We start from the raw sequence: 24,828 nt of genomic DNA, 5'->3' as shown, positions 1-24,828 counted from the left end.
CGGGTATCCAGGACAACTGGTTTCCTCCAAGGGGTAAACGTTACGGCCGGGAAGGCCAATAAGATTCTACGCGGAGGCAATTAGCACTGTGCCCGGCCGGGCTGCCACGCGTTCGGGCAGGCTCTACCGGCCGTGCTGCAAGAGGCCGGCGAGATAATCTCCGTAGCCGCTCTTTGCCAGCTTTTCCGCGCGCTGCAGGAGTTCGTCGTCTGAGAGGAACCCCATACGCCACGACACTTCTTCGGGGGAGCCGATCTTGAGTCCCTGGCGATTCTCGACCGTACGGATGAAGTTTGAGGCTTCATTCAGGGAGTCGAACGTGCCGGTGTCGAGCCAGGCCGTGCCGCGGGGGAGAATCTCGACCTGAAGCTTTCCACGCTCGAGATAAACCCGGTTGACATCCGTAATTTCGAGCTCACCACGCGGGGAAGGCTTCAACGCTTTCGCTATTTCCACAACTTCGTTGTCATAGAAGTAGAGTCCGGGGACCGCGAAATTGCTCTTGGGCTGCTCCGGCTTTTCCTCCAGCGACAGCGCCCGGCCGTCGGCGTCAAACTCGACGACGCCGTACGCCTTAGGGTCCTGGACCCAGTAACCGAAGATGGCGCCGCCATCGATGGTGGAAAAGCGCCGCAGCTGGGCGCCCATGCCGGGGCCGTAGAAAATATTGTCGCCCAGTACCAGGGCCACGGGTCCGTCACCGATATGCTCAGCACCCAGGATGAAGGCCTGTGCCAGTCCGTCCGGTGACGGCTGGGCTACGTAGCTGAGGGACACGCCAAACTGGCTGCCGTCGCCCAGCAGGCGCTGGAACTGGTCGGCGTCCTGCGGCGTAGTGACAATCAGGATGTCCTTGATGCCAGCGAGGATAAGAGTGGAAAGCGGATAGTAGATCATCGGCTTGTCGTAGACCGGTACCAGCTGCTTGCTGATGCCCATCGTGATGGGGTGGAGCCGTGAACCCGTACCCCCGGCCAAGATGATTCCGCGCATGAAACAATAATGTCCTAGAGTGGCTACCGCACCAAATCCACGGTTGCCGTGCGGAACCCTGACCTGCGGGGAGTTCCGGGGGAACGATAGTTAGGCACAACTTGAGAAAATCTCCACGCACCGACTCCAGCCGCCCGGCGGACGGATCCATTGGCGGTAAATCAGCTGCAGGTGTGGGAAGTGCGTCCCTTGTTTCTGCGGCAGTGGGATACGTCCTGCTCCTGGTGGCGGCCCGGACCCTTGATACGGAAGCAAACGCCGTCTTTCTGGCCTTTTGGTCCTTCCTCTTCTTTATCTTCGGTGTCCTGGGCGGCATAACGGTCGAGACCACCCGTGCCACACGGGCGGCAGCCGACCTGCCTGATTCGGACCGTGGCACCAGATTTGCCGGCCCCGCGCTGCTGATAGGCGCAGGCACCTCCGTTGTTCTGTTCGCAACGTCCTTCTGGTGGGGGGAGGCGCTTTTCGGGTCGCTGGCCGCGACCCTTGTGCCCGTCATCTGCCTTGTTGCCGTTGTCTATGCCGGCCACGTCGCCACTATCGGGGCCTTGGGCGGGTCCGGCAACTGGAACCAATACTCGGTTGCGGTGTTCGCAGAGTCGGGCGTGCGGCTGGCTGCGGCCGCTGCCGTGTTCGCCGTCGGAGCCACCGTCGGTGGCCTGGCGGTAGCCTCTGCCCTCGCAGCCGCGGCCTGGCTCCTGCTGCTTATGTTCTCAAAGGATGTCCGGGGCACGGTCCTTTCCCGTGCCGACGTCGGCGCAAACCGGTACGTGCGCAATGTCCTGCACGCCTGCCTGGCTGCGACGGCAAGTGCAGCCCTGGTTGTGGGGTTCCCCGCGATGCTCAAGTTTACGACCCCCGACAACGTCTACTTGGCCTCAGCTCCGCTGCTGATGGCCCTGTCCCTCACCCGTGCGCCGCTGATGATTCCGCTGACCGCTTTCCAAGGGGTGGCTATTACGCACTTCATGTCGCGCAAGGAGCAGGGAGCCAAGGCGTATCTGCCCATTTTCCTGGTGGTCCTCGGAGTGGCTGCCGCAGGAGCACTGGCGGCAGCCCTAGTCGGACCGTGGCTTATGGTGTTCCTGCTGGGGCCGGACTACCACGTATCAGGCCTCGTCCTGGCTGCCCTGACCTTCGACTCGGGCTTCCTTGCACTGTTGACCCTTACGGGGTCCCTGACGGTGGCCGCCGGCAGGCATCGTGCCTATTCTTTGGGCTGGGTCTGCGCCGTGGCCGTTTCCCTCTCGCTGCTGCTGCTTCCGCTGGGCATCGAAGCGAAAACGATCCTGAGCCTCGGCGTCGGGCCCCTTTGCGGGATCATTGTGCACACCGTTTTCGTGCAGCGCAGCCTCAAGCCGGCCCGCCGGTAAAGCCTCCGGGCGCATCGGCTCCGGCAGGAGTGCCAACGCATAACCGGTAGGCTGGTAGCATGCAGAAACTCCTCGTGACCGGCGGTGCCGGCTTTATCGGTTCAAACTTCGTGCACTACGCACTGGCCAATACTGACGCGGCCATTACGGTCCTGGACAAGCTCACCTATGCCGGGAACATAGCCTCGCTGCAGGGGCTCCCAGAAGACCGCTTCACGTTTGTCAAGGGCGACATCTGCGACGCGGAGCTCGTAAATACGCTGGTCGGTTCGGCCGACGTCGTCGTCCATTATGCGGCGGAATCCCACAACGACAACTCCCTCCACGATCCGCGTCCGTTCCTGGACACAAACATCATCGGCACCTACACGCTGATCGAAGCAGCCCGCCGGCACGGTACGCGGTTCCATCACATTTCGACGGACGAGGTCTACGGTGACCTGGAACTCGACGATCCGGAGCGGTTCACAGAAAAGACCCCGTATAACCCCTCAAGCCCGTATTCCTCCACGAAGGCAGGGTCGGACCTGCTGGTGCGTGCCTGGGTCCGTTCCTTCGGGCTGCAGGCCACTATCAGCAACTGCTCCAATAACTACGGCCCTTACCAGCACGTGGAGAAATTCATTCCCCGCCAGATCACCAACGTAATCGACGGAATCCGCCCGAAGCTCTACGGAGCCGGCGAAAACGTCCGCGACTGGATCCACGCCAATGACCATTCCTCGGCTGTGCTCCGGATCATCGAAAAGGGTGAAATCGGTCAGACCTACCTCATTGGCGCGGACGGCGAGAAGAACAACAAAGACGTTGTGGAGCTGATTCTTAAACACATGGGCCAGCCTGCCGATGCGTATGACCAGGTCATTGACCGTCCCGGCCACGATATGCGCTATGCCATCGACTCCACCCGCCTGCGATCAGAGCTGGGCTGGGAGCCGCAGTTCTCCAACTTCGACCAGGGGATTGAGGACACCATCCGCTGGTACCGGGACAACGAGGCATGGTGGCGGCCGCAGAAGGCCGAAACCGAAGCCAAATACAAGGTTCAGGGGCAGTAGGCATGGTTGAGTTTTCGAAGGCCCTGGTCACACACGAAACGACCATCCCCGGGGTTATGCTTTTCGACCTGCCGGTGCACGGTGACAACCGAGGCTGGTTCAAGGAAAACTGGCAGCGCGAAAAGATGCTGGCTCTTGGCCTCCCCGATTTCGGGCCCGTCCAGAACAACATCTCCTTCAACGAATCCGCCGGCACCACTCGTGGTATCCATGCCGAGCCATGGGACAAGTTTGTTTCCGTCGCTACCGGACGGATTTTCGGGGCATGGGTGGACCTCCGCGAGGGCCCGAGCTTCGGTACCGTATTTACCGCGGAACTGGATCCGAGCCAGGCCATCTTCATTCCACGCGGCGTAGGCAACGCCTTCCAGACGCTTGAAGACAACACGGCCTACACCTACTTGGTGAATGACCATTGGAGCGCCGACGCTCAGGGCCAGTACACCTTTCTGAACCTGGCAGACGAGAGCGCAGCCATTCAGTGGCCGATCCCGCTGGAGGACGCGGAGCTCTCCGGCAAGGACCGCGCCCACCCCCGCCTCGCCGACGTAGTGCCGATGGCACCGAAGAAGACGCTGGTGCTCGGGGCGGACGGTCAGCTGGGCCGGGCCCTGCGGGAGGTTTACGCAGGGGATCCCTCCGTGGAGTTCGCCGGACGGAATGAGTTCGACCTGTGCGACGCGGCTTCATACGAACGCAACTGGAAAAACTACTCCGCCGTCATCAACGCGGCTGCCTATACGGGGGTCGACGCCGCCGAAACCGCTGAGGGCAGGAAGGCTGCATGGCGGATCAACGTCTCCGCAGTGGCTCGTCTGGCGCGGGTAGCGGTGGAAAACCGGCTGACGCTCGTGCACGTTTCCAGCGACTATGTTTTCGACGGAACCGCGGAAAGCCACACGGAGGATGAGGAATTCTCGCCGCTGGGGGTCTACGGCCAGACCAAGGCAGCCGGCGACGCCGTTGTGTCCGTGGTTCCGAAGCACTACATAGTGCGAACGAGCTGGGTGATCGGAGACGGCAGGAACTTCGTCACCACCATGGCCGGGCTGGCGGGCCGGGGGATCGCTCCGTCTGTTGTGGACGACCAGGTGGGACGGCTGACTTTCACTGTTGATCTGGCGGCAGGGATCCGGCACCTGCTGGACACCGGGGCGCCCTACGGAACGTACAACCTCAGCAATGCCGGGGGACCGTCCAGTTGGGCCGATGTGGCGGCCAGGGTCTTCGAACTGGCCGGCCGCAGCCGTGCCGACGTGACGGGGATCAGTACCGCGGACTACTTCAGGGACAAGGCAGGAACTGCCCCTCGTCCGCTTAACAGCTCATTTGATCTCGGCAAGATCCAGGCCGCCGGGTTTACCCCGGCGCAATACGCTGACCGTTTGCCTGCCTACGTCTCTGGAGTTCTCAATGCCGAAGCCTGATGCCACCGTTGGAATCTACATCCCGTTCTGGGGCGAACTCGACTACCTTCAGACGGCCGTGGAAAGCGTCCTGGCCCAGACCAATCCGGACTGGACCCTCACTGTCGTGAACGACGCACACCCTGATTATTCCGTTGATGCCTATTTTGAAACCCTGCAGGACCCGCGGATCCAGTACGTCCGTAACGAGGAGAACTGCGGAATCACCGAAAACTTCCGCCGATGCGTGCAGATGGCCGTCGAACCGCGTGTTGTAGTGATGGGGTGCGACGACTTCCTGTTGGAGGGGTACGTCGATGCTGTCTGCAAGGCCCATGCGGGCTGCCCCGGCGCGGACCTGATCCAGCCGGGGGTTGCCGTGGTGGATGAAAGCGGCACGGTGGTCAGGCCCTTGGTGGACCGGGTGAAGCAGTCACTGCTTCGGCCCCGCAGCGAATCCCCCCTCCTGCTGTCCGGTGACAAGCTGGCGGCCAACCTGATGCATGGGAACTGGCTTTACTGGCCATCGCTGGCCTTCCGGCGTGAGGCGATCCAGTCCCACGATTTCCGTGACGGCTTCCCCGTCATCCAGGACCTCGCCCTGATCTTGGACATCCTGCTCGACGGCGGCGACCTGCTGATGGTCCCAGACGTCGTATTTGCCTACCGCCGGCACAGTTCGAGTGCCTCGTCGCTTGAGCTGCGGGACGGGTCTAGGTTTGCCGGCGAGCGGAAATTCTTCGAACACGCCATGGCGCTAAGTACAGCCAAGGGCTGGAGGAAGACGCAGTCCGCAGCGCGTCTGCATGTCACATCGCGCCTGCATGCCCTTGTCCTGCTGCCGGGAGTCCTCGTGCGGCGGGATATGCGAACTGCAAAAGTGATCCTCCGGCACGTTTTCGGGAGCTGACCCGGGGCTATGGCGGGGTGACGGCGCGAGCTATGCCGGCGGAATTGGCGAGTCGACGACTATTTCTATAGCCTGTAACTGCTTGTCTCCGCAGCGAAGGAGGGTCTTCTCCCGCCGGAACAACGCCGAAACGGGGCGGATTTAGGCCGGCTTCCCGATAGGTTCCATCCGAGACGCGGCACATCGCTGCGCCCCGCGGCCAGAGGGCTTTAGACGCTCTTGGCCCCAATTTGAACGACTGCAGAATGGTTTAGGACTCTCGTGGATAAAGCTGAGGCACGGTCGCAGGACCGGCTGCTGGTTATCATGCCGGCTTGGAACGAGTCTGAGTCGGTGGGAAACACCGTCGCTGAGGTCATTCGGACAGTGCCGCACTGCGACGTGCTGGTCGTAGATGACGGATCAACCGACAACACGGCGGATCTCGCTTCAGCAGCCGGGGCCACTGTGCTTCGCCTGCCGTTCAATCTTGGCGTAGGCGGAGCGATGCGCTCAGGCTACAAATACGCCAAACGGTTCAATTACACTCGGGCCATTCAGGTGGATGCTGATGGACAGCATGATCCCAAGGACCTCATCAATGTGGTGAAGGGATTGGAAAAGGCGGACATCTCCATCGGAGCCCGCTTTGCAGAGAAGGGCAACTATGAGGTGCGCGGACCGCGGAAATGGGCCATGTCCTTCCTCGGCTGGTCCATCTCGCGAGTAGCACGGACCCGTCTGACCGACGTAACGTCCGGTTTCCGCGCGGCCAATGCCCGTGCTATCGCCCAGTATTGCGAGCATTATCCCGCGGAGTATCTTGGTGACACGATCGACTCACTCGTAGTGGCGGTTCGGTCCGGGCTGACGGTAACGCAGGTTCCTGTCGAGATGAGGCCCAGACAGGGTGGACAGCCGAGTCACAACCCGGCTAAAGCCGCCCTGTACCTGGCCCGCAGCGGCTTTGCTCTCGTCATAGCCATGACCCGCAAGAAAACCCGGATTCCTGAGCATATCGGAGCAGCAAAATGACAAACACCGTGGTGCCTTTCATTGCGGCTCTTCTCGTGGTCGGCTCAGTTGTATGGTTGCTGCGCCAGCGGAAGCTGCGGGAGAAATACGCAGTCTTATGGATTCTGGTTGGCCTGGTCACGCTGATTCTTGCCGGCTTCCCGCAGCTTCTCAGCTTTGCGGCAGAGCTGACAGGGTTCGCGCTGCCGTCTAATCTGCTCTTCCTCCTGGCGATCCTCCTTCCTATCGGAGTGTGCCTGCATTTGTCACTGGAGATTTCCGTCGTAGAGGACGAAACCCGTGCTCTGGCGGAAGAGGCCGCCATCCTGCGGGCCCAGTTGGAAGCACTCCAAGCCAATGTGGACGGCTTGGTTCCAGGGCAGGGAATCTCTCCTGCCCTGCCGCACCCAAGGGCGCAGGAGAAAGAGCATCCCGAACACGGACAACAGGGAATCCGTACGGACGAGTCTTAACCAGCTGCATAGCTGAAACAGTATTCAGTGGTGAAGTGATGGATCCAGTAACCTGATCAGCGATCCGCGTAGGACGCCTGTGCCCCTGCATCCTCCATAGGATGCAGGGGCACAGGCGCGTCAGCAGCTCAGTTGGCTAGCGGATTACCCCCAGCGACGTTCCAGTTCCCCGGCTCCACTGTCCGGTGAGTGGCCGGTCATCGGGGTTGCCGAAAGCAAATCTGGAGGTGGTGGCCGCGGTGCTGTGGTCGTCGGTCAAATGCCATATGTTGCTCCGTTGAACACCTACCGTGCTAAAACCGTCGTTGTTCCAATCGCCGGAAATCGGGGTATCTCCCGCGTTCCCATAGATGAAGGTGTGACTGACGGCAGGGCGTATGTTGCTGTCAGTCAGGTAGAAACGTTTTCCCACGCCTTCCATCCGAGCAACTCCGAGCGTGTCATAGCCATCTCCGTTCCAGTCTCCTACCAAGGGGATGTCGTATGCCGCCCCGAACGGAAACGTTCCGTCAGCCTTGCCTGTGGTGTTGGAGTTCCTGAGATAGGCCATACCTTTGCGGTAGACACCCAGAGTGTCTAATCCGTCGCCATCCCAGTCCCCACAGATCGGAATGTCCCCTTTTTCCCCGTATCGAAGTTCCGTTACCGATGCATTACCGGTCAACCCGTTGCGGATATACCAAACCCCGTTCCGGAACGCGGCGGGGGTTGCAATGCCATCTCCGTCCCAGTCACATGTCACAAATTCATCGGTGGTGTGCCCATAAGCGAGGCTGGATACAGGGTTTCCCTGGAAATAGAGCTTTGCCGGACCGGCGATCCTGGACCCCCGGGCGAAGTCCCGTAACTGGCTCAGGCTGCCGTTGTAGACGTTGGAGTCACCTTCGAACGGCCCTGTGCTGCTGTACTGCCAAAGGGTGTATTTTCCCCAGCCGTTAGGAAGGCTTCCCGGGGACTTGGCGTAGTTGGCAATATGCAGCGGGTGGTTGGCGAAGGCATTCGAATTACCAGTACACGTCTTCCACCAGTCAGTTGTTGTGTAGATCATCGGCACCCTGCCTGTTCGGGCCGCAACGGTTGACGAGAAGTCCCTGATCCAGGCGATCATCTCGCGTGCTGACATGTCATAGCAGGTGTCGCCAAGCTCGGAGTAAGGGTTGTATTCGATATCCAGCAGAGGAGGCAGTGTGTTGCCGTCGGCAGTCCACTTGCCGCCACGGTCTACGAAGTAGTTGGCCTGCCGCGCACCACTGGACACATTCGGGATCGCAAAGTGGTAAGCCCCGTGCAGCATCCCCGCGTTAGTGGCTCCGGAAGTCTGGCTGGTGAAAAGCGGATTGGTGTAGGAAGTGGCTTCAGTGGCTTTTACGTACGCGAAGCGGGCGCCCTGGTTCCATGCACGGCTCCAGTTCACCGCCGGCTGATGGCTGGCGACGTCCATGCCCTGAAGGCCGGCGGGCATCCAACTGGCGGCCAACGAAACGGAAGGTTCATGGGAAGCTGTTCGGCCGAACGCTGCCGGGGCGGCCGTCGCGCCCTGAGCGGGGGATCGGGCATCAAATGCATCTGGTCCGGTAGCCAGGCGCCTGTCCGCAACATTTTCCTCAATCAGGGTCTGTTCGGCTTCGATACGCTCCGTTATTTCCTCGGCGCCCGGCAACTGGGGGTCCTGAGTATCCTCGAGGCGCTCCAGTCCTTGGCCCATTTTTGCACCGAGAATACCAATTATCGACTCGAGATCGTCTTCCTTAGTCTCGTCGGGCGCCGGAGCAGTCTCAGTCGGCTCCGGAAGGTCAACATCCGGCGATTCCCCGTTTGTGGTGCCCGTCGGCGTTGTATCGCTGGGTGCGGGAGGTATCTGCGATGCATCGACCGGAGTGGGGACGGGCGTCGGTGAATCGGTTGCGAAGGGCTCAGTCGCAGGGGGCTGCATGCCGGAATAGGAGGGTGGCGCCGGAGTTTCCGGCGTGAGGGTGGCCGCGCCCGCAGGCTGCGCTATAGCGAGCACGGCGGCGAGTATAAGTGCTGGCAGGGGCCAGCTTCGTGAAATCACAGGTGCTCCAGAAACAGGGGATAGACATCAACATGGGTGGATTGTCTACGAATTCTATCCGCCGTGTGTAACCGCAGAGGCTATTGATGGTGGATGGAAAATATTCGGACGCCGAAATGAACTGGTTTCCCATGAAGTTGCCGCCCGTGAATATGTAGCCGCCGTTTCCACTGCGTACCGTGGCGAGGTTTCACGGAGAAAATGGCGAGACCACTCGTCTGGTTTAGGTGCTTACCGGACTACGTGGCGCCAGAGAAGTCCGGCAGCTCCCCAATCGGCACTGCGTGCCGTGCGAAGAAGCAGACTGAGGGCATGGAGACGGGAGGTCCAGTGCAGATGGGCGGCCCGCGCAGCACGTTGCCATCCGAGCGTCCGGAAACGTTCAGCCTCCGCGCAAAAGAACCTCCTCTCTTCTTCGAAACGGCGACCATCTCCCGCCCTCACGGAAGAATCTGACCTCGAGTGGCGTCGGTACTGGAAGACGGTGTCATCAAATAGCACCATGGAACCCCCTCCGGCCGCGATGTCCAATAGGAGCGCCAGATCCTGAACAACGTCGTACCCGGGTCTAAATCCGTAACGCTGCATCTCCGCAGTCCGCCAAGCCAATGACGGAAAGTAGTGCCAGCCTCCGTGGAGCAGGCTTGCAGCCATGTCTTCCCCTCCGATAACCACCTCAGGAGCAGGTTTTGGCGAGATAAACCGTTTGATCCGGTCTGTCAGCGGAAGTATTGGATATCCGTATTCGTCAATGACCTGCACGCGAGGTTGCGCCACCGCAACCTGCGGGTAGGCATCGAGTATCACTGCGACCCGCTGCAAATAACCCGGCAGCATTACGTCGTCGGCACCCATCATCACGGTCAGGGGAGCCTGCGCCATGCTGAGGGCTTTTCGAAAGTTCCCGCTGGCGCCCAGGTTCTCACTGTTACGGAGATAGGTGATGCGGGGGTCCGTCTGGCCTGCAAACCAGCGTGCAGGTTCATCGTCGGCATAGGCGTCGTCCAGGACCAGCAACCGCCAGTGGTCGTAGCTTTGGGCGAGCACGCTCGCAGTTGCAATCTTCATGAATTCCACGTCGCCGTAGTAGGGGAGTAATACGTCGATTTTCTCCATGGACCTGGTTCTCCAATCAACGGGTTCAGCGGACGACCGTCCCACTGATTCTGGGCGCTTCGGAATGCTGGGAGGAAGGCCTATAGTGCAGAACCGTCAACAGGCGTATAGATTGCTCCACCGCGAGGCGCGTCCTTGGGATACAGGGACGCCGCAGCCTGCCGTCTACACTCGGCGGGACTATCCGACGCTTCCGTGACATCATCTGCTCAACCGTTCCCGTGGACGGTGGAGCTGAACCCTGAAGGCGCCCCGACGGATGCTCGGGCCACTACTTATCCACAACGCCTGACCACCACTCTCGCTTCTCCGCCATCCGGCCCCTACTCTGTCGCCCGTGGCCCGCAAACCGGGGCCGCCAGTCTCATGCCGGGTGCTGCCGCCCGGGTGAATACGGGGGATACGGATGGATGCGCTACGGATCGTGGAGGACGAGGTACGCGAACTCATCCGCGTGCGCGGCCTGGATCCGCAGGAACAGGTGGGGGAGGTCCGCCGCCTGGTGGACGCGGCAGTGTCGGATTACGACGAACGCTCGCTGCTCGGATCGCTGCCGCCGCTGGGACGGCCCGAATCGGTGCGCCGGCAGGTGTTCGACGCCGTCGCCGGATTCGGCGTTCTCCAGCCGCTGCTGGATGATCCGACGGTCGAGGAAGTCTGGATCAACTCTCCCTCAGAGGTCTACCTGGCGCGGGACGGCCGCTCGGAACTGACCTCGCTGACACTGACACCGGAACAGGTACGGGTCCTGGTGGAGCGGATGCTGAAATCCTCCGGTCGCCGGCTGGACCTGTCCTCGCCGTTTGTGGATGCTGCACTGCCGGACGGGTCCCGCCTGCACGTGGCCATACCTGATGTCACCCGGCGCCATTGGGCCGTCAACATCCGAAAGTTCGTGGCCCGCGCACGCCGCCTGGAGCACCTGGTGGAACTGGGCACGCTGTCCGCCCCCGCGGCCCGGTTCCTGGACGCTGCTGTGGGTGTCGGCCTGAATATCCTGGTGTCGGGTGCCACACAGGCGGGCAAGACCACCATGCTCAACTGCCTTGGCGCCGCCATTGGTGCCCGCGAACGGGTGGTGACCGTTGAGGAGATCTTCGAACTGCAGCTGCCGCTGCGTGATGTTGTGGGTCTGCAGTGCCGGCAGGCGAACCTGGAGGGGCAGGGCGAGATTCCGCTGCGGCGCCTGGTCAAGGAAGCGCTGCGCATGCGGCCGGACCGCCTGATTGTGGGGGAGGTCCGTGAAGCGGAAAGCCTGGACATGCTGATTGCCCTGAACGCAGGGCTGCCCGGGATGTGTACCGTACACGCCAACAGTGCCAGGGATGCAGTGACCAAGCTGTGCACTCTTCCGCTGCTGGCGGGAAGCAATATTTCGAGTGCATTCGTGGTCCCGACGGTGGCCTCCTGCATTGACCTGGTGGTCCATTGCGAAAGGACCCCATCCGGGCAACGGGAAGTGACCGAAATCCTGGCCCTGGGGCGCCGGGTCGAAAACGGCCTCATCGAGTCATCTTCCGTTTTTGCCCGGTCCGAGGGTCAGCTGGCCGTCACCGCGTCCTCCATGCCTGCTGCGGAGAAGTTCGCGCGGGCAGGAGTCAACGTCGCTGCACTCTTGGGGAGCGGACAGTGAGCGCCGCCGCCGGACTCTGTCTGGGGCTTGGTCTGCTGCTGCTGTGGCAGTCATGCTGGGTGTCACCGGCCCGCCCGGGACCCGGACGCCGCCGCACCGGGTTCCTGGAAGACCTGCTGCGACAGGCGGGAATTGACCGCGTCGGTGTCGGCGGATTGCTGGTGACCTGTGCCGTCACCGGCTTCTCTGCTCTCCTCCTGGTCTACGGCCTGACGCTCTCAGTGCCCATCGCCGCGTGCTTCGGTATCTTCGGTGCTGCCCTTCCCTATGCCCTGGTGCGGATGCAGGCCACCCGGCGGAGGGCGTCGCTTGCCGAGCTCTGGCCCGACGTCGTTGACCACCTGCGTTCGGCGATCCGGGCCGGACTCCCGCTCCCCGATGCGCTGATCCAGTTGGCGGACAACGGGCCGGATGAACTGCGGGGGTACTTCTCCTCGTTCGCGTCGGACTACCGGTCCGGCGGTGACTTCGAGGATTCGCTGACCCGGCTGAAGAACAGGCTCTCGGATCCCGTCGCGGACCGGATTATCGAAGCTCTGCGGATTACCCGGCAGGTGGGCGGAACAGACCTGGGCCGCCTGCTGGGCACGCTGGCCGGTTTCCTGCGGGAGAACGCCCGTACCCGAAGCGAGCTGCTGGCACGGCAATCCTGGACCGTCAACGCGGCGCGGCTCTCAGCCGCTGCACCCTGGGTGGTGCTGCTGCTTCTGGCAGCCCGGCCGGAAACCGCGGCAGCGTACAACACCGCCGCGGGCGCCGGTGTCCTGGCGGCAGGCATCGGGATATCAGTGCTCTGCTACCGGCTGATGCTTCGGATCGGTGCCCTTCCGGAAGACGTGAGGGTCCTCCGGTGACCGGCCTGACGTCGATGGCGATGCTGGCAGGTGCCATGGTGGGCATCAGCCTGCTCCTGGTGCTGCACCGGTTGCCGCCGTTGCGCAGCACCACATTCGCAGAGCGCGTGGCGCCCCAACTACGCTCGGTCAGCCCGGCGTCGAGGCTGCTGGACCCTTCAACGCCGGACCTCACGCCCTTCGGCCCGCTGGAACGCATCCTGCGTCCGGTACTGCGAGACGCCGGACGCCGGCTGGCCCGGCTGTCTCCCGGGAACAGATCGCTCGCCGTCCGGCTGCAGCAGGCCGGCGGGACGAAAACCGTCCTGGATTTCCGGGTGGAGCAGGTGCTCTGTGCCGGTGGCGGGCTCCTGATGGGAGGGACGGCGACGGCGTTCCTGGCCGGCAGCGGACGCATCGGCGTGCCGGCTGTAGTCCTGGGGATTCTTGCCTGCGCCGCAGCGGGCTTCCTCCTGCGGGATTATCTGTTGACCCACCAAATAAAGCGCCGCAATGCCCGCATCCTGGCCGAGTTTCCCAGTCTTGCCGAAATGATGGCGCTCGCGGTCGGAGCGGGGGAGAACGCCGTGGGGTCACTGGAACGTGTCTCAGCAGCGGCGCAGGGAGAACTGGCCGGGGAGTTCCGCAGGGTACTGGCACAGACACGGGCGGGAACACCGCTGACTGCCGCGTTGGAGGAGTTGTCCGACCGGATCCGGCTGGCGCCGCTGACGCGTTTTGTGGACGGGGTCAGCGTGGCTGTGGAACGCGGGACACCTCTGGCAGACGTGATGCGGGCCCAGGCCCAGGATGTCCGGGACGCGGCCAAACGCGAGCTGATGGAAACGGCAGGAAAAAAGGAAATCGCCATGATGGTGCCGGTGGTTTTCGGCATCCTTCCCCTGACGGTCCTGTTTGCCGTATTTCCCGGCATGGCGCTGTTGAGGCTGGGGCTGTGACGGGCAGCGGGCATAACGGTGTCCGGACATCCAAGACATGGCTACGACGGAAAGGGAGACCATGAATACCAGGAACGGCAGCAGGCACCGGAGGACCGAAACGGGCGGGGAGCGAGGCTGGAAAACAGCGGACAGCTGGAAAGCAGCCGCCGCCGTTCTGGCAGGCTGGTGCTACCGGCTCGTCCGTCAGGTTCGGGCTTCGGCCCGGCCTTTGGACAGGGAACGCGGCGACGTGCCCGGGTGGGTCATGATCACACTTATGTCCGCCATCCTGGTGGCCGGGCTGCTGTTCATCGCCGAGCCCGCACTGGAACAGCTCTTCAGGACGGCCATGGAACAGGTGAAGCCATAGCGCGGGGACGCCGTCCTGCGGACGCCCGGACCAGGGTGCTCCGTTCCGCACGGCTGCCTGCCAGCGCGACGGAGCGCGGGTCGGCAGTGGTGGACTTTGTGCTGGTGGGGGCGCTTGTCAGCCTGGTCTTTATGGCGGTGATCCAGCTGGCACTGGTACTGCACGTGCGGAACACGCTCATTGACGCCGCTGCAACGGGGGCCCGCTACGGGACGCTGGCGGACCGTTCTCCGGAGGACGGTATCCGGCGGACCTCCGAGCTGATCCATGCCAGCCTCGGGGCGGAATACGCCGGGGACATCACCAGCGCCGAGCAGACCGCAGGGGACGCCCGCCTGCTCAAGATCACCGTCCGGGCACCGCTGCCGGTGATCGGCCTGATCGGTCCCGACGGCGGGATTGAGGTGGCGGGGCATGCGGCCTGGCGCTGAGGGCGGACCGGACACCTGCGGCGGGACCCGGCAGGAGCAGGACGAAACCGGAAGCGCCGTCGTCGAATTCATTTTCCTGGGCCTGCTGCTGCTTGTTCCGGTGGTCTATCTGGTTATTACGGTGGGTCAGATCCAGGGTGCCTCTTTTGCTGCCGTGGGAGCAGCGGATGCGGCCGCCAAGGTCTATGCCACGGCGCCGGACGCGGCGACGGCGGAACGCCGCGCCACGGAGGCTGCACAGCTTGCCCTGGATGACTTCGGATTGCCGGCCGGAACCATGGATATGCTCATCAGCTGCCCTGCCGACTGCCTGGCGCCGGGCACCCTCGTGACCGTCCGGGTGAGCGTTGATGTTCCCCTGCCCGGACTTCCCTGGGCAGGGGACTCACCGGTAGTGGTGGACTCGGAATCCACGCAGGTCGTGGAGCGTTTCGGATGAGGCCGGGCACCGGGAGCGACGGCGGTCCCGCCGGTGGCAGCGAGGGGCACGAAAGCGGCCAGGTAGGCGTGCTGATCATCGGCTACACCCTGTTGGCCCTGCTCACCGTGACCGTTGTGATGGCGGCATCTTCGGTGTACATCGGACAGAAGAAGCTGCTGTCGGCAGCCGACGGAGCAGCTGTGGCAGCCGCGGATACGTTCACCTTGGGCCAGTCCGACGCCGGGGACGGCCCGGCGGCGGCACTGGACGCAGGCGCGGTGCGCGCTGCGGCACGAAACTACCTTCAGGTAACGGGGGCCGAGTCCCGTTTCAATGACCTCGTGGTGGCGGAGGACACCGGTACGGCGGACGGCCGGACGGCCCGAATTGTCCTGGCTGCACGGGTGCACCCGCCGATTGTCAATTTCCTGGTCCCGGAGGGTATTCAAATAACGGCCGTCAGCGAGGCCCGGGCACGGCTGGTTCAGTAAACGCCCGCAGTGGCTATGACGCCTTTTTCTGCGCCATGTCCTGCGCCGGTCCGTGGCCCCAGCCGCCGTGGTCGATGTCCAGGACCTGCCCGTCCTCGCCGTAGCAGATATTGACGGGCTCCCCGTAGTACTCGCAGTTGCTGTCGGGGCACTTGTCGAACATCTTCACGGCATAGTCGTTGGAGAAGTCGCGGTCCCATTCGTCCACTTTGCCCATGGCCCAGGGATCCCCCTGCTCAGCCAGGTCGTTGAGTTCGTCGAGGGTGTAGAGGCGGCCGCGTTCGGGATGGGGGTGCGGATTCCGTTCGGTCAAGACAGGCTCCTTCATCAGGGCGTGTGTTCTTTCTCCGTCATTGGTTAATGTAACCCTCCCCGCCGACACATCCGTGCACTGCCGCGGCGCGTCAGGCGGCCGGTGCCGGACGGAATCTCCATCGCAGCGGCGGGTGAGGCCCGGCTGCTCCAGTGCTGCCCGGCCGCCGGAAGATACCGGGGGACGCCCGCCTTTACTGAGTCTCTGCCCCCGGCGCCGCGGGTGGCATACCCGACTTTGCATCCGACCCCCGCAATACCCTCGTCAAGGCCTTCCCGCGCTCCTTAGCCTTACGCCGTAGCCACAAACCGGCCGCCCGATTCTCGCGGGACGGGCGGCATATCCGGTCCATCCCGTGCGTTACCGGGGGCCCGCCAGTGCATGCCGTGGGGATGGCAGCGGGCCGGGGCCAGTATCTGATCCGCTGCACGGATTGGACCCCGGCGGGCACGGCGATGTTCCCGGCACTCTGCCCAGGAAGGAGGAGAAATGGAGGTCACGGTATTAGTGCCAGCGCACAATGAGGAGCAAACAATAGGGCAAACCATTGAATCCCTGCTTGCGCAGACCCGGCAGCCGGACCAGATAATCATTATCGCCAATGGATGCACTGATCAAACGGTCGAGGTAGCAAAAAAGTACCCGGTAATCGTTATGGATCTGCCCCGCCTGAAGCACCGCAAGTCCGAGGCCATGAACAGGGGATGGAATCTCTATGGCCGTGACTCCGACCTTGTCGTGTCCATGGACGCAGACACTGTACTTGTCCCCAATGCCATCGAAGACTGGGAGAAGGAATCATGGAAGCGTCTCTTCGGAGGATCGACTTCCAAATTCACCATCCGGCAGCCCGGTTTGTGGTGCAGGCTGCAGAAATCCGAATACGCCTACAACATCCAACAGGGGCTGAATCATGGCTGGACCAATGTCCTGGCAGGCGCCGGGTCTGCGTTCTCCGGCAGGGCGCTGAGGGAGATTGCCGCCAGGGATGACAGGGAAGGGCCGTGGTCGTACGAAAGTGCCGTGGAGGACTACGAGCTGACCTACCGGCTCCGGGAAGCGGGGTACAAGACCTACGTATCCACCACCATCAGGGCATACACCGACGGGATGAAGAACCTGAAGTCCCTGTGGGGGCAGCGCATGAAGTGGCAGACGGGTACCCTTCAGGATCTGCTTCGCTTCGGAGTCAACCATCTGACCATCAGGGATTGGGTTAGCCAGATGCTCAATCTGCTCGGACCTGCAATCCGCACACTCTGGGTGATGGTAATTTCGCTGGCGCTGTATCTGGATGCCCTGACATTGGCTTGGTGGGGACTGCTCGTGCCCATCCTGTTTATGGCCATCAACCTCAAGACGGCCCTTCGCGTCCCGTATAAGGACAAGTGGGACATCCTTATCGTCGTGTTGATAATCCCTATTGAGCTCCTGGCCTGCATACGTGGCGGATGGATTCTCGCTTCCTGGGGAGAAATCCTCCGCAAAAAGATCACCCGCAAAGATCGTGACTTGTGGGCGGCGCAGTACAAGGCAGAGGGCGTGGAAGCATGAAAGGGGTAATCCTGGCGTCCAAGGTTGCCGGCATCGCGGCAGCCGTACTGGAGATAGGCTCGATAGTCCTGTTTATCCTGGGCGGGATATTCGTTGCAGTAGGTCTTTTCACACTGCTGAAGAAGAATTCTTCCAACCGGCCCTAGGCAGGCCCTAGGCAAAGGCCGTGCCCCGGCAGCGAAAACCTGCGAAGCCTTCCGCTGCTCTGCTGCCTCGCGGGCCGGACCCTGGCCCCAGCCGCGGTGGGACGACGGCAACGACGACGACGACGGGCAGCGGCGCAGGGACATGGCGTAGGCTGTAAGCACCATGGCAGAAATAGATTTTCCCGCAGAAATCCGCGCCCTCCGCTCCACTTTCGCCTCCATTGAAGAGGTCTCGGATGTGGCAAAGATCAAAGAGGACATCGAAGAGCTCAGCGAAATGGCCGGCGTGCCCGATCTCTGGGACGACCCGGCCGAGGCGCAGAAGATCACCTCCAAGCTGTCGCACCGCCAGTCGGAGCTGGAACGCCTGCAGAAGATCGAGTCCCGCATCGATGACCTTGAGGTCCTGGTGGAACTGGCCCAGGATGAGGCGGACGCCGAGTCGAAGGCTGAGGCGGTGACCGAGCTGGAGTCGCTGCGCAAGTCGCTGTCCCAGCTGGAAGTGGTCACCCTGCTCTCAGGTGAGTACGACGCCCGCGAGGCGGTTGTGACGATCCGTTCCGGCGCCGGGGGAGTGGACGCTGCGGACTTCGCCGAAATGCTGCTGCGGATGTACCTGCGCTGGGCCGAACGCCACGGTTACCCCACCACCGTCCTGGACACGTCCTACGCTGAAGAGGCAGGACTGAAATCGGCCACCTTCGAAGTCAAGGCCCCTTACGCATTCGGCACCCTCGTGGTGGAGGCCGGCACGCACCGGCTGGTGCGGATCAGCCCGTTCGATAACCAGGGGCGCCGCCAGACTTCGTTCGCCGCCGTCGAGGTGATTCCGCTGATCGAACCCACCGACCACATCGAGATCCCGGACAACGAGATCCGCGTGGACGTCTTTCGGTCCTCCGGCCCCGGCGGCCAGTCCGTTAACACCACAGACTCCGCCGTCCGCCTGACCCACCTTCCCACCGGCACCGTGGTTTCCATGCAGAACGAAAAATCGCAGCTGCAGAACCGTGCCGCCGCCATGCGGGTGCTGCAGTCCCGGCTGCTGCTGTTGAAGAAGGAGCAGGAGGACGCGGAGAAGAAGGCATTCGCCGGCGACGTCAAAGCCTCCTGGGGCGACCAGATGCGCTCCTATGTGCTCAACCCCTACCAGATGGTCAAGGACCTGCGCACCGAACACGAAGTGGGCAACACGTCTGCCGTGTTCGACGGCGAGATTGACGACTTCATTGACGCCGGTATCCGTTGGCGCGCCAACGGCAGTGTCTCGGCCCGCAAATAACCCGGCGGATACGGCAGCCGGACAGTGCGTCGCGCCGGCAGGACCGCCGTCGTGCCGCCCGCCGGTTCCGACACGCGCCGGCCGGTTCTGGCCCATTGTCCGGCAAGCTGGCTATAGTCGAGGAGCCGGTGCCCATACCCCGAACCAAGGCCCGTGTCTCCGGCCGCTTCATGGGCACTAAGTAGTCATGATCACATTCGACAATGTCACCAAGCTGTATGACCGGAAGTCCCGGCCTGCGCTCAACTCAGTCAGCCTTGACGTGGACCGGGGAGAGTTCGTTTTCCTCGTAGGCGCCTCGGGATCGGGTAAATCCACTTTTATCCGCCTGATCATGAAGGAAGAGCACGCCACCAAGGGGACGGTCTACGTTGCCGGGGCGAATGTCGCGAAGATCCCCAGCTGGCGGGTTCCCCGGCTGCGCCGCGGAATCGGCGTGGTTTTCCAGGACTTCCGCCTGCTGCCCAACAAAACGGTTTTCGCCAACGTTGCCTTCGCCATGCAGGTGATCGGACGCAGCCGTGCCGTCATCCGTGACTCCGTTCCCGAGGTCCTGAAAACCGTGGGGCTGGAGGGTAAGGACAACCGCATGCCGCATGAGCTTTCCGGCGGCGAGCAGCAGCGTGTGGCCATCGCCCGCGCCATTGTCAACAAGCCCGGAATCCTCCTCGCGGACGAGCCCACCGGCAACCTTGACCCGACCACGTCGCTGGGAATCATGAAGGTGCTGGACCGGGTCAACCAGAACGGCACCACGGTGGTTATGGCCACCCATGACGACGACATCGTTAATGCCATGCGCAAGCGCGTGGTGGAACTGCGCAACGGCCAGATCATCCGCGACGAACGCGAAGGCATCTACCTGGGCGAGCCCGGGGCCGAACAGGATCCGGAGCCGCAGCCGGATGCGCCCGGCCGCCAGGAAAGCGGGGTATCCGAATGAGGCTTGCATTTGTCCTTGGCGAAATCGGTTCGGGCCTGCGCCGGAATCTGTCCATGGTGGTTTCGGTTATCCTCGTAACCTTTGTGTCCCTGACCTTCGTGGGTGCTGCCGGATTGTTGCAGCTGCAGATCGGGCAGATGAAGGGCTACTGGTATGACCGGGTGCAGGTGGCGGTGTACCTGTGCACCGACAATGACACCTCAGCCTCCTGCGCCGCGGGGGCGGTTACCGATGAGCAGCGCGACGCCGTCGAGGCAGACCTGCGGGCGGACCGGTATGTGGAAAGCGTGGAGTACGAAGACCAGGAAACTGCGCTGACGCATTTCCGTGAACAGTTTGCGAATTCGCCCATTGTGGACAGCATTACGGCGGAAATGCTGCCCGAGTCCTTCCGGGTGAGCCTGGTGGACCCGGAAAAGTATGAGGTCATCAACGAAGCGTTTTCCTCCAAGCCGGGTGTGGAATCAGTCAGCGACCAGCGGGAACTCTTCGAGAAGATGTTCACTTATCTGAACCTGGCGTCCGTGGCAGCCCTGGGCGTGGCGGCGGTGATGCTGATCTGCGCCATCCTGCTGATAGCAACGACTATCCGGCTCTCGGCCTTCAGCCGCCGGCGGGAAACGGGAATCATGCGCCTGGTGGGAGCCTCCAAGGCCGTCATCCAGCTGCCCTTCGTCCTGGAAGGCGTCATTGCCGCCGTTATCGGCGCAATCCTCGCTTCTGTGGCATTGTGGAGCACTGCACACTTCTTTATTGGTGCGCTGGCCAGGCAGTACCCCACCACAGCCTTTATCTCCTCGGAACAGGTTCTGTATCTAACACCCGTCTTACTTGTTCTCGGAGCACTATTGGCGGGCGTATCCTCGCTGTTGACGCTGCGTCGTTACCTGAAGGTTTAGAGTCATGAGCAGTACATGGGCACCCGGAAGAGAAAGCTGAACATCATGGAGAGTCTCATCAATGGATAATGCCGTGTCCAAGCGGTCCCGACGCGCCCATGCATCACGGGCGGTCGCGGGTGTTGTTGTGCTCCTGACCATGACGCTTTCAATAGCCTTCACCAGTACTGCCAGCGCTGACGAACTGGATAACCGGCTTGAAGCCATCGAGGCGGAAAAGCAGCAGGTCCAGCAGAACTACGAGTATCTGGGTGAGGACATTGCCGAGACCGTGGCCAAGCTGAACATTTACAACGGGCAGCTGCCGGCAGCACAGCAGCAGCTGGCTGATGCTGAGGGCCGGGTGAACACCGCCGCAGACAAGGTCGGCGCGCTCAATGACCGGGTGGCCCTGGCGCAGAACACGCACGAGACCATCATGGGCCAGATTGAAAAGGACCGTGAGGAGATTGCGGCCACCGAGAAGGCCATCGGCCAGATAGCCTCCCAGGCCTATAAGAACGGCGGCGTTCCCTCCACCCTGTCGCTGATGTTTGGCGCCAAGGGTGCGGACAGCCTGACGGATTCCCTGGGCATGGCCGAACAGGCGCTCAAGGGTCAGAATGCAGCGGTGGAGAAGCTCTCCCAGCAGAACGCGAACAACCTCAACTCCGAAGCGCGGCTGGCCGCCGTTGCGGAGGAAATCAACAAGCTGAAGGCCCAGGCCGAAGAAGCACTGAAGGCCGAACAGGCAGCCCGCGATGCCGCTGCCGCCGAGAAAGCCAAAGTGGACAGCCTCATCGCCGAGACCACTGCCATGAACAAGGAACTCGAAGCGCAGAAGCCGAAGCTGCAGGCGCAGATGGCCACCTTGGAAAAGGAAAGCGCGCAGGTCACTGCGGACATTGCCGAACGGCAGCGGATACTGCTCGAGGAGCACCGCAAGCGTGAGCAGGCGCGTATTGACGCTGCCAACCGGGCAGCAGCCGAAGAGGCCGCCCGAAACAACCGGCCGGCCCCTCCCGTCCAAACCGTGCCGCAGCCCTCCAGCCCGTCCTCCTTCGGACTGCGTTACCCGGTAGTCAGTGCACCCGTATCCTCCGGCTACGGGTGGCGTGCCACGCCTCCCGGATCCATCGACTTCTTTGGCAACGGCGGGTACCTGCACTCGGGCATCGACTTCGCCCCTGCCTGCAACACGCCGGTCTACGCTGCGGCCGCCGGCGAAGTCTGGCGGGCGGACCAGGGCGGCGGCGAGATGATCGGCACGGGAAACCGCATTGTCCTGAACCACGGTGTGGTGGGCGGCAACGTCCTGGCCACGAACTACTACCACCTCAACGGCTTCGCCGTCCGTGGGGGACAGTGGGTGAACCAGGGCCAGCTGATCGGTTACGTCGGCAGCACCGGTAACTCCACCGGCTGTCACCTGCACTTCGAGACGGTCCTGAACGGCAACCTGGTTGACCCGATGGGTCTGTTGTAGGCCTACAATAGAACTTTCGCTCAAAGACCAGCTGACGCTGAATCACTAAGGAGTTGCCCCGTGCCTAAGGAAAGTGGCCGGAAGGTAGTGGCCACCAATCGCAAGGCCCGGCACGATTACGAAATCCTGGACACCTATGAGGCCGGTATGGTCCTGATGGGAACCGAGGTGAAATCGCTGCGCGAGGGCAGGGCTTCACTGGTGGACGGCTTTGCCACGTTCTACAACAATGAACTCTGGCTTGAAGCCGCCTACATTCCCGAATACCTGAATGGCAGCTGGACCAACCACGCGGCCCGCCGCCGGCGGAAGCTGCTGCTGCACCGCGAACAGCTCGAAAAAATCATGCGGAAGACCAGCGAATCAGGCTTCACCATCGTCCCGCTCCAGCTCTACTTCGTTGACGGGCGGGCCAAAGTGGAGATTGCCGTGGCGCGCGGTAAGCGTGAGTATGACAAGCGCCAGACACTGCGGGAAAAGCAGGACAACCGTGAGGCACTTCGGGCCATGCGGGAGAAGAACCGCGGCGCATGAGCGGCACGTTCTGGGAAGCGCAGCCCGATGCCGCCGAAGAGGTAAGCGTCCGGAAGCCGGCTTGGACCTGGGTGGTGGCGGCCGTTGATCTGCTGATTGTCCTTGCCGTGCTGCCCGTAGTGATCCTTGTGGTAGTGCCGTTTTTCCTCGCTTTTTATCTCTACCTGGCAACGGTACTGGTCTGGCTGGCTCCGGTGCTGGTGGGAGCCAACATAGCGCTTTTTGCCTGGGCCTTCCGGCGCAAAGCACCTGGAATGACGGCGCTGAGCATCCTCTCCGTGCTGTTTGTCCTGGTCTCCTGGATTCTTCTTATCGCCTGGCAGGCGCCGGTAGTAATACTGGGCTTCACCCTCTAAACCCGGGCCTGCGGCGCATGGGCTACAATGGGTGTTCCGGCTCCGGCCGGATTGGCAACTCAATAAGGGGATGACCGGTTTCGACGATGTTTTGTTGAGACAGGGGAAGCGGGCCGAGGATACAGGGTTATCTCGTTAACGATCTCTGTAAACCAATAAGTGCCGAATCAAAGCGCACTGACTTCGCTCTTGCTGCCTAAGCAGTAAGGCATAGTCCGTCAGCCCGGGGATGCTCTCGCCCCGGTGCCTGGCGTCATTTAGAGGGCCACTGCTGAACACCTTCGCCGTTGGGGTGTTCGGGACTTTTAGACGGCTGGGTCCGGATCAGCCACTTGTTTGCGTGATGGCTGGGACCGAGAAAATCCGATGCAGACTGCGCCCGGAGAAGCCCTGACAAAGCGACATCGGACGGGGGTTCGATTCCCCCCATCTCCACTGTGTTCCGCACAAGACGGGACGTGTCCACGGACACGTCCCGTCTTGGGGTTTAAAGACCGACGGCGCATCGGACCGGAGCGGAGTTGTTTCTCACACCCACGCCCGTTTAGGCCGTAAGTCCGGGCTCCGCCGCCGGGACGTGCGGGACACGTTGCTAAACTTGCACTGAAGCACTACCCGCGCCGGCCCCCACCGGAGCGGGCGATATAACCGGTCGGAAGACCTCGTAGGAGACGCACCACTCTATGCAAAGCCCGGCAGTTGAATCCCAGCATGACGACCTCTGGAACCGACGGTACGACCCCAATGTTGCGGAAGTGAACCAGCTTTGCGACGCACTGGCCGAAATCAAGCCGGGCAGCCAGGTCCCCTATGTGGACCCCATGCATGACATCGGTGAATGCCGGATTGTCAGTCTTTTTTCCAACATCGGCGAAGCGCACGAGTCCGGGTTCATCACGGCGGGGGACAACGACGCCATGACGCGGCTTCTGGGTGTCCACTGGCAGGCCGGGCTCCGCCCCGAGTTTGTGATGCCGTGGAACACCTATCCCTGGCATGTGCCCGGCGAGCCCAACGGCAAGCTGACCAAGGAGCAGGTGCAGGAAGGGCTTCGGCCGCTGCTTCGCTTCCTTGCCCTGGTGCCGCGTGCTTCGGTGATCGTGGCACACGGTACTGAGGCGCAGCGTCTGGCCGCGGCCTTCCTGAAGACGGAAAACCGGATGATCTACCGCCGGAGCTTCAAGGTCTACAAGGCCCGCTCACTCTCGGGACGTTCCTTCGGTGCCACAGCGGAGCGCCAGCAGGAGGCCCTTGACGATATGAAGGCCGCCTACACTGACGCGATGGCACGAACCGGACTTAGCGCTACCCGCTAGCCGCGGCACGGCACCTCGCCGGGGGCCGGTCCGGCTCCATCGGCCGGCACGGCTCCATCGGGCGGGCCTGCCTTCAGGGAGCCGGCCCTGCTCCATCGGGCGGGCCTGCTTCCGCCGGCAGGGCCGAGGGATCTTCAGTCCGCGGGGCTTACGGCGGAGTCCACCACGCCAATAAACCGGGAGCCTACGCCGGGGTACTCGCTGCGCACCGCGCCGTCGGGCAGGGCGGGCAGTTCGCGGACGCTGTGGTCCTCGCACGCCAGGAAGGTGAACTCCGGCCACCACTTCTTCGGCCGCGCCGTTTCGGTGTAACCGCACACGGTGCAGGAAAGCTCGACCCATACCGGGCGTTTCCCGGTGCGGTTGGCCCGTGACTGGAGTAGCCACCCGGGAGGATCGGCCTGGAGCCGGGCCAGCTCGGCGTCCTCCATCCGTGGCGGGATACCGTGGCGGGTGGCCATTTCAAGCGGAATATCAAGTATTTGTGCGGCTTGGCGTCGAGTAATCATCAGTTAAACGATACGG

At 62.5% G+C, this 24,828-nt stretch carries 27 protein-coding genes and 1 other RNA gene; 23 read left to right on the top strand and 5 right to left on the bottom strand.

The window, feature by feature from the left end; translation table 11 throughout:
* Positions 1-123 precede the first annotated feature (123 nt).
* Positions 124-993, bottom strand: a complete 870-nt coding sequence (rfbA, locus tag AC5RVB_RS00640) for a glucose-1-phosphate thymidylyltransferase RfbA (RefSeq protein WP_227929442.1) — start codon at positions 991-993, stop codon at positions 124-126.
* 101 nt (positions 994-1,094) lie between these two features.
* Here rfbA and AC5RVB_RS00635 point away from each other — a divergent pair, with 101 nt between their 5' ends.
* The 6 genes from AC5RVB_RS00635 to AC5RVB_RS00610 all read left to right on the top strand — a co-directional run bounded on the left by AC5RVB_RS00635 (position 1,095) and on the right by AC5RVB_RS00610 (position 7,206).
* Complete coding sequence (locus tag AC5RVB_RS00635) at positions 1,095-2,366, top strand: hypothetical protein (RefSeq protein ID WP_494141710.1); 1,272 nt, start codon at positions 1,095-1,097, stop codon at positions 2,364-2,366.
* Positions 2,367-2,425: 59 nt separating this feature from the next.
* Complete coding sequence (rfbB, locus tag AC5RVB_RS00630) at positions 2,426-3,424, top strand: dTDP-glucose 4,6-dehydratase (RefSeq protein WP_227929444.1); 999 nt, start codon at positions 2,426-2,428, stop codon at positions 3,422-3,424.
* A gap of 2 nt (positions 3,425-3,426) precedes the next feature.
* Positions 3,427-4,851 (top strand): sugar nucleotide-binding protein, encoded by a 1,425-nt coding sequence (locus tag AC5RVB_RS00625; protein WP_494141709.1) that lies wholly within the window; start codon positions 3,427-3,429, stop codon positions 4,849-4,851.
* Positions 4,838-5,740, top strand: coding sequence for a glycosyltransferase (locus AC5RVB_RS00620; protein WP_227929446.1), 903 nt, complete (start codon positions 4,838-4,840; stop codon positions 5,738-5,740). Before AC5RVB_RS00625 ends, AC5RVB_RS00620 begins: the two co-directional genes overlap by 14 nt.
* A gap of 306 nt (positions 5,741-6,046) precedes the next feature.
* On the top strand, positions 6,047-6,754 hold the full coding sequence (locus tag AC5RVB_RS00615; RefSeq protein WP_227929534.1) for a glycosyltransferase family 2 protein: 708 nt from the start codon (positions 6,047-6,049) through the stop codon (positions 6,752-6,754).
* On the top strand, positions 6,751-7,206 hold the full coding sequence (locus AC5RVB_RS00610) for a DUF2304 domain-containing protein (protein WP_227929447.1): 456 nt from the start codon (positions 6,751-6,753) through the stop codon (positions 7,204-7,206). Before AC5RVB_RS00615 ends, AC5RVB_RS00610 begins: the two co-directional genes overlap by 4 nt.
* A gap of 136 nt (positions 7,207-7,342) precedes the next feature.
* Here the strand turns inward: AC5RVB_RS00610 and AC5RVB_RS00605 are convergent, their stop codons facing one another.
* A complete protein-coding gene (locus AC5RVB_RS00605) occupies positions 7,343-9,214 on the bottom strand; it encodes a GH25 family lysozyme (protein WP_494141708.1) in 1,872 nt (623 codons plus the stop codon).
* Positions 9,215-9,490: 276 nt separating this feature from the next.
* A complete protein-coding gene (locus tag AC5RVB_RS00600; protein ID WP_494141707.1) occupies positions 9,491-10,375 on the bottom strand; it encodes a glycosyltransferase family 2 protein in 885 nt (294 codons plus the stop codon).
* Positions 10,376-10,781: 406 nt separating this feature from the next.
* Here AC5RVB_RS00600 and AC5RVB_RS00595 point away from each other — a divergent pair, with 406 nt between their 5' ends.
* The 7 genes from AC5RVB_RS00595 to AC5RVB_RS00565 all read left to right on the top strand — a co-directional run bounded on the left by AC5RVB_RS00595 (position 10,782) and on the right by AC5RVB_RS00565 (position 15,495).
* A complete protein-coding gene (locus AC5RVB_RS00595; RefSeq protein ID WP_227929450.1) occupies positions 10,782-12,008 on the top strand; it encodes a TadA family conjugal transfer-associated ATPase in 1,227 nt (408 codons plus the stop codon).
* The gene (locus AC5RVB_RS00590; protein ID WP_227929451.1) at positions 12,005-12,862 is read left to right on the top strand and encodes a type II secretion system F family protein; all 858 of its coding nucleotides are present in this window, start codon (positions 12,005-12,007) and stop codon (positions 12,860-12,862) included. The genes AC5RVB_RS00595 and AC5RVB_RS00590 overlap by 4 nt, the downstream gene beginning before the upstream one ends.
* Complete coding sequence (locus tag AC5RVB_RS00585) at positions 12,859-13,800, top strand: type II secretion system F family protein (protein WP_227929452.1); 942 nt, start codon at positions 12,859-12,861, stop codon at positions 13,798-13,800. Before AC5RVB_RS00590 ends, AC5RVB_RS00585 begins: the two co-directional genes overlap by 4 nt.
* A gap of 157 nt (positions 13,801-13,957) precedes the next feature.
* Positions 13,958-14,152 carry a hypothetical protein gene (locus tag AC5RVB_RS00580; RefSeq protein ID WP_227929535.1) on the top strand — a complete coding sequence of 65 codons (195 nt, stop codon included), beginning with the start codon at positions 13,958-13,960 and terminating at the stop codon, positions 14,150-14,152.
* Between the two features lie 35 nt (positions 14,153-14,187).
* On the top strand, positions 14,188-14,583 hold the full coding sequence (locus tag AC5RVB_RS00575) for a TadE family protein (RefSeq protein ID WP_494141706.1): 396 nt from the start codon (positions 14,188-14,190) through the stop codon (positions 14,581-14,583).
* Positions 14,567-15,022 carry a hypothetical protein gene (locus AC5RVB_RS00570; protein WP_494141705.1) on the top strand — a complete coding sequence of 152 codons (456 nt, stop codon included), beginning with the start codon at positions 14,567-14,569 and terminating at the stop codon, positions 15,020-15,022. The genes AC5RVB_RS00575 and AC5RVB_RS00570 overlap by 17 nt, the downstream gene beginning before the upstream one ends.
* Entirely contained in the window at positions 15,019-15,495 is a 477-nt protein-coding gene (locus AC5RVB_RS00565; protein WP_290244655.1) for a pilus assembly protein TadG-related protein, read from the top strand. Before AC5RVB_RS00570 ends, AC5RVB_RS00565 begins: the two co-directional genes overlap by 4 nt.
* 13 nt (positions 15,496-15,508) lie before the next feature.
* On the opposite strand, the gene AC5RVB_RS00560 is transcribed toward AC5RVB_RS00565, so the two are convergent.
* A complete protein-coding gene (locus tag AC5RVB_RS00560) occupies positions 15,509-15,808 on the bottom strand; it encodes a hypothetical protein (protein WP_290244656.1) in 300 nt (99 codons plus the stop codon).
* Between the two features lie 489 nt (positions 15,809-16,297).
* Here AC5RVB_RS00560 and AC5RVB_RS00555 point away from each other — a divergent pair, with 489 nt between their 5' ends.
* The 10 genes from AC5RVB_RS00555 (at position 16,298) to AC5RVB_RS00510 (ending at position 24,303) form a co-directional block, all read left to right on the top strand.
* Entirely contained in the window at positions 16,298-17,362 is a 1,065-nt protein-coding gene (locus tag AC5RVB_RS00555; RefSeq protein WP_290244657.1) for a glycosyltransferase family 2 protein, read from the top strand.
* Positions 17,359-17,508, top strand: a complete 150-nt coding sequence (locus tag AC5RVB_RS00550) for a hypothetical protein (protein WP_227929458.1) — start codon at positions 17,359-17,361, stop codon at positions 17,506-17,508. The genes AC5RVB_RS00555 and AC5RVB_RS00550 overlap by 4 nt, the downstream gene beginning before the upstream one ends.
* 163 nt (positions 17,509-17,671) lie before the next feature.
* Entirely contained in the window at positions 17,672-18,790 is a 1,119-nt protein-coding gene (gene prfB / locus AC5RVB_RS00545; RefSeq protein ID WP_227903450.1) for a peptide chain release factor 2, read from the top strand.
* Positions 18,791-18,977: 187 nt separating this feature from the next.
* The gene (gene ftsE / locus AC5RVB_RS00540) at positions 18,978-19,733 is read left to right on the top strand and encodes a cell division ATP-binding protein FtsE (protein WP_227903449.1); all 756 of its coding nucleotides are present in this window, start codon (positions 18,978-18,980) and stop codon (positions 19,731-19,733) included.
* Positions 19,730-20,632 (top strand): permease-like cell division protein FtsX, encoded by a 903-nt coding sequence (gene ftsX / locus AC5RVB_RS00535; protein ID WP_227903447.1) that lies wholly within the window; start codon positions 19,730-19,732, stop codon positions 20,630-20,632. The genes ftsE and ftsX overlap by 4 nt, the downstream gene beginning before the upstream one ends.
* Positions 20,633-20,771: 139 nt before the next feature.
* Positions 20,772-22,097, top strand: coding sequence for a peptidoglycan DD-metalloendopeptidase family protein (locus AC5RVB_RS00530; RefSeq protein WP_494141704.1), 1,326 nt, complete (start codon positions 20,772-20,774; stop codon positions 22,095-22,097).
* A gap of 60 nt (positions 22,098-22,157) precedes the next feature.
* On the top strand, positions 22,158-22,631 hold the full coding sequence (gene smpB, locus AC5RVB_RS00525; protein WP_227903444.1) for an SsrA-binding protein SmpB: 474 nt from the start codon (positions 22,158-22,160) through the stop codon (positions 22,629-22,631).
* Complete coding sequence (locus tag AC5RVB_RS00520; protein WP_227903443.1) at positions 22,628-22,987, top strand: hypothetical protein; 360 nt, start codon at positions 22,628-22,630, stop codon at positions 22,985-22,987. The genes smpB and AC5RVB_RS00520 overlap by 4 nt, the downstream gene beginning before the upstream one ends.
* A gap of 66 nt (positions 22,988-23,053) precedes the next feature.
* Positions 23,054-23,425, top strand: a transfer-messenger RNA (tmRNA) gene (gene ssrA, locus AC5RVB_RS00515).
* A gap of 245 nt (positions 23,426-23,670) precedes the next feature.
* Complete coding sequence (locus AC5RVB_RS00510; protein WP_227903442.1) at positions 23,671-24,303, top strand: uracil-DNA glycosylase family protein; 633 nt, start codon at positions 23,671-23,673, stop codon at positions 24,301-24,303.
* A 134-nt stretch (positions 24,304-24,437) separates the two neighbouring features.
* On the opposite strand, the gene AC5RVB_RS00505 is transcribed toward AC5RVB_RS00510, so the two are convergent.
* Positions 24,438-24,812 carry a hypothetical protein gene (locus AC5RVB_RS00505; protein ID WP_227903441.1) on the bottom strand — a complete coding sequence of 125 codons (375 nt, stop codon included), beginning with the start codon at positions 24,810-24,812 and terminating at the stop codon, positions 24,438-24,440.
* Positions 24,813-24,828: the final 16 nt, after the last annotated feature.

Source organism: Arthrobacter sp. Y3225209 (assembly GCF_059090685.1).
The sequence above is the reverse complement of the archived record's forward strand: the minus strand, read 5'-3'. Positions and strand labels throughout refer to the sequence as shown.

Coding starts and splice junctions, on each gene's coding strand:
- AC5RVB_RS00615 (WP_227929534.1), top strand. CDS start 6,047: ATGCCGGCTTGGAACGAGTCTGAGTCGGTGGGAAACACCGTCGCTGAG.
- AC5RVB_RS00610 (WP_227929447.1), top strand. CDS start 6,751: ATGACAAACACCGTGGTGCCTTTCATTGCGGCTCTTCTCGTGGTCGGC.
- prfB (WP_227903450.1), top strand. CDS start 17,672: ATGGCAGAAATAGATTTTCCCGCAGAAATCCGCGCCCTCCGCTCCACT.
- ftsX (WP_227903447.1), top strand. CDS start 19,730: ATGAGGCTTGCATTTGTCCTTGGCGAAATCGGTTCGGGCCTGCGCCGG.
- AC5RVB_RS00550 (WP_227929458.1), top strand. CDS start 17,359: ATGAAAGGGGTAATCCTGGCGTCCAAGGTTGCCGGCATCGCGGCAGCC.
- AC5RVB_RS00600 (WP_494141707.1), bottom strand. CDS start 10,375: ATGGAGAAAATCGACGTATTACTCCCCTACTACGGCGACGTGGAATTC.
- AC5RVB_RS00595 (WP_227929450.1), top strand. CDS start 10,782: ATGGATGCGCTACGGATCGTGGAGGACGAGGTACGCGAACTCATCCGC.
- rfbA (WP_227929442.1), bottom strand. CDS start 993: ATGCGCGGAATCATCTTGGCCGGGGGTACGGGTTCACGGCTCCACCCC.
- AC5RVB_RS00565 (WP_290244655.1), top strand. CDS start 15,019: ATGAGGCCGGGCACCGGGAGCGACGGCGGTCCCGCCGGTGGCAGCGAG.
- AC5RVB_RS00510 (WP_227903442.1), top strand. CDS start 23,671: ATGCAAAGCCCGGCAGTTGAATCCCAGCATGACGACCTCTGGAACCGA.
- AC5RVB_RS00570 (WP_494141705.1), top strand. CDS start 14,567: ATGCGGCCTGGCGCTGAGGGCGGACCGGACACCTGCGGCGGGACCCGG.
- AC5RVB_RS00505 (WP_227903441.1), bottom strand. CDS start 24,812: ATGATTACTCGACGCCAAGCCGCACAAATACTTGATATTCCGCTTGAA.
- AC5RVB_RS00625 (WP_494141709.1), top strand. CDS start 3,427: ATGGTTGAGTTTTCGAAGGCCCTGGTCACACACGAAACGACCATCCCC.
- AC5RVB_RS00520 (WP_227903443.1), top strand. CDS start 22,628: ATGAGCGGCACGTTCTGGGAAGCGCAGCCCGATGCCGCCGAAGAGGTA.
- AC5RVB_RS00620 (WP_227929446.1), top strand. CDS start 4,838: ATGCCGAAGCCTGATGCCACCGTTGGAATCTACATCCCGTTCTGGGGC.
- ftsE (WP_227903449.1), top strand. CDS start 18,978: ATGATCACATTCGACAATGTCACCAAGCTGTATGACCGGAAGTCCCGG.
- rfbB (WP_227929444.1), top strand. CDS start 2,426: ATGCAGAAACTCCTCGTGACCGGCGGTGCCGGCTTTATCGGTTCAAAC.
- AC5RVB_RS00555 (WP_290244657.1), top strand. CDS start 16,298: ATGGAGGTCACGGTATTAGTGCCAGCGCACAATGAGGAGCAAACAATA.
- AC5RVB_RS00530 (WP_494141704.1), top strand. CDS start 20,772: ATGACGCTTTCAATAGCCTTCACCAGTACTGCCAGCGCTGACGAACTG.